Raw genomic sequence first — 2,965 nt, 5'->3', positions numbered from 1 at the left:
GGTCCGGACGCGGTCCTGACCGCGGCGGTGCGGGAGTGCCTGGACGGTCAGGACATCACGGCGGTGCCGAGTCTGCGTCGCGGTCGTGGTGAGGTCGAGGCGGTGCTGGCGGGGCTGGGTGCGTTGTTCACCGCCGGAGTGCCGGTCGACTGGGCGGAGTTGTTCGCCGGGACCGGTGCCCGCCGCACCGAACTGCCCACCTACGCCTTCCAACGCCGACACTACTGGCTGCAACCCGCCGCCCTCCCGGACACCGGCCTCGCCGCCGTGGGCCTGGAGCCGGTCGACCACCCCTTCCTGCGCGCCGAGATGCCGCTGGGCGATGAGGGTGCGCTCGTACTGACCGGCCGGCTGTCCCTGCAGCAGCAACCGTGGTTGGCCGACCACGTGGTGCTTGGCACCCCGATCCTTCCCGGAACCGCGTTTCTGGCCCTGGCCCTGCACGCCGCGCAGCGAACCGGCGCCGGCCCGGTGGAAGAGCTCGTCGTGCGCTCCCCCCTGGTCGTGCCGGGACACGGCGACACCCAGCTCCAGGTGGTGATCGACGCCCCGGACGGCACCGGCCGCCGTGCGCTGCGCGTGCTGTCCCGAGCCGGAGGCACGGCCGGGAACGGCACCTGGACCCGGCACGCCGAAGGCACCGTCGCCCCGCCCGCCGGGACCTCGCCCGCCGGTCCCTTGCCCGTCGGATCGACGTCCGGAACCGGCTGGAACGGCGAGGCCGGTCCCGACGCACAGCCGATCCCCGTCGCCACCGCATACGCGGAACTCACCCGCCGGGGGTACGCCTACGGGCCGGCGTTCCGAGGACTGCAAACCGTCCGACGCGGCGACGGCGAGGTCGTCGCCGACATCGCAATGGGCGAAGCGGCGGACCACGGCGGCCCGGTGTTCGACCTGCATCCCGCCCTCCTGGACGCCGCCGTCCAGGCCGCGCTGGTAGGCCTGTTCGAGACCGCGGACAGGACACTGGTGCCGTTCGCGTGGAATGGCGTCACCGTGCACACCGCGGCCCCGCCGGCCTTGCGGGCCCGCATCACGAAGACCGGCGCCGACTCGGTGGCCGTCATGCTCACCGACCCCGACGGCAACCCGGTCGCGTCGGTCGACTCGCTGGTGCTGCGGCCCGCGCCCGACGCTCCACGCACTCCGTCCACGGAACGGAACGACGCGGCGCTGTTCCGGTTGTCGTGGCTGCCCAAGGAGGTCGGCGCCCACCCCGGCACCGGTCGCTGGGCGATGGTGGGGGAGGACCCGCACGACCTCGGTGCCGAGCTGGCCGGCGACGGCTCACCGCTCGACCGGTACGCGGATCTCCCCGCGCTGCGGGCCGCGACGGCGGCGGGGGCCCCGGCGCCGTCCACGGTGGTCACCGTGGTTCCCCCGACCGATGTCACGGACGTCGGCGGCGCGCACCGCATCCTGCGACTGGTACAGGACTGGCTGGCCGACGAGACGATGGCCGACGCGCCACTGGTCGTCGTCACCACCGGTGCCGTCGACACGGGGGGCAGCGGACGCCTTGATCTCGGCAACGCGCCGGTCTGGGGCCTGCTGCGTGCCGCGCAGTCCGAGCACCCCGGCCGCGTGGTGCTCGTCGACGTGGCACCGGGCAGCGAGGGCGCCCGACGGCTCGCCGCCGCGACAGCCACGGGGGAACCGCAGCTGGCTCTGTCCGCCGAAGGCGTCAGTGTCCCGCGCCTCACGCACCTGCCCGCGGCTCCCGGCCCGCACCCCGCCGCCGAAAAGCCGATGCCCGAGCGCGGAACCGTGCTGCTGACCGGCGCGTTCGGCCGGCTCGGCCGGCTGCTCGCGCGGCACATGGCCACCGAGCACGGAGTGACGAGCATGCTGCTGGTCAGCCGGAGCGGCCCCGTCACGCCCGAGGCGTGCGCCCTGGTGGCCGGGCTGACCCAGCTCGGTGTGGACGTGCGAGCCGAAGCCTGTGACGTCGCCGACCGCGCCGAGCTCGCCGCGGTGCTGCGCGGGCTGCCTGCCGATCGGCCCCTCACCGCCGTGGTCCACACGGCCGGCGTGCTCGACGACGGCGTGTTCACCGACCTGAGTCCGCAGCGCCTCGACGCGGTCATGGGTGCGAAGGCGGTGGCCGCGAAGAACCTGCACGAGCTCACCGCGGACATGCCGCTGTCGGCGTTCGTGCTCTACTCCTCCGTCTCGGGCCTGATCGGCGCAGCGGGTCAGGCCAACTACGCCGCCGCCAACACCTACCTCGACGCGCTCGCCCACCACCGCGCCCGGCTCGGACTCCCGGCGACATCGCTGGCGTGGGGACTGTGGGACCAGCGGGGCGGCATGGCGGCGGGACTCGGCGCCGGCGACCTCAACCGGATGGCACGCTCCGGAGTGGCGACGCTCTCCGAAACCGAGGGGCTCGCACTCTTCGACGCCGCTCTTCGGCGGAGCGACCCACTGCTCGTGCCGCTGCGGCTGGACACCGTCTCCGCCACGGACGGCGCGGACGTGCATCCGCTGCTCCGCGAACTGATCACGAGCGCGCCGCGCCCGGCTCGCCCGGCGGCCGTACCGGGACGTCCGGACGGACCGCGCCCCGGCGGCGAGGACGCGACGTCCCAGCCCGGGCGACTGCTGGAGCTGGTGCGCGCGGAGGCGGGGCGAGTACTCGGTTACGACGGCCGGGACCCGATCGGTTCCGACCGCTCCTTCAAGGAGTTCGGACTCGACTCGCTCACCGCCGTCGAACTGCGCAACCGGCTCAACGCGGTCACGGGATCGCGCTTGGGGACCACGGCCGTGTTCGACTACCCGACCCCCCGGGCCCTTGCCGACCACCTGTCCGGCGAGCTCACCCCGAGCGGCGAGACAGCGGGTACGACCGGTTCGCCGGTGAACGACGCCGATGATCCTGTGGTGATTGTCGGGATGGCCTGCCGTTATCCGGGTGGGGTGGGTTCTCCGGAGGATCTGTGGTCGTTGGTGGTGGAGG

Annotated in this window: 1 protein-coding gene; it reads left to right on the top strand. The window is 73.9% G+C overall.

Annotation, left to right across the window (positions count from 1 at the left end):
* Window positions 1-2,965 (top strand): SDR family NAD(P)-dependent oxidoreductase (locus ACIRGB_RS35645; RefSeq protein ID WP_403873870.1); only part of this gene is annotated, 2,965 nt, incomplete at both ends.

The sequence above is a fragment of the Streptomyces sp. NPDC102490 genome, from assembly GCF_044765285.1.
Taxonomy (GTDB): domain Bacteria; phylum Actinomycetota; class Actinomycetes; order Streptomycetales; family Streptomycetaceae; genus Streptomyces.
This window is presented reverse-complemented; position numbering and strand designations above follow the sequence as displayed.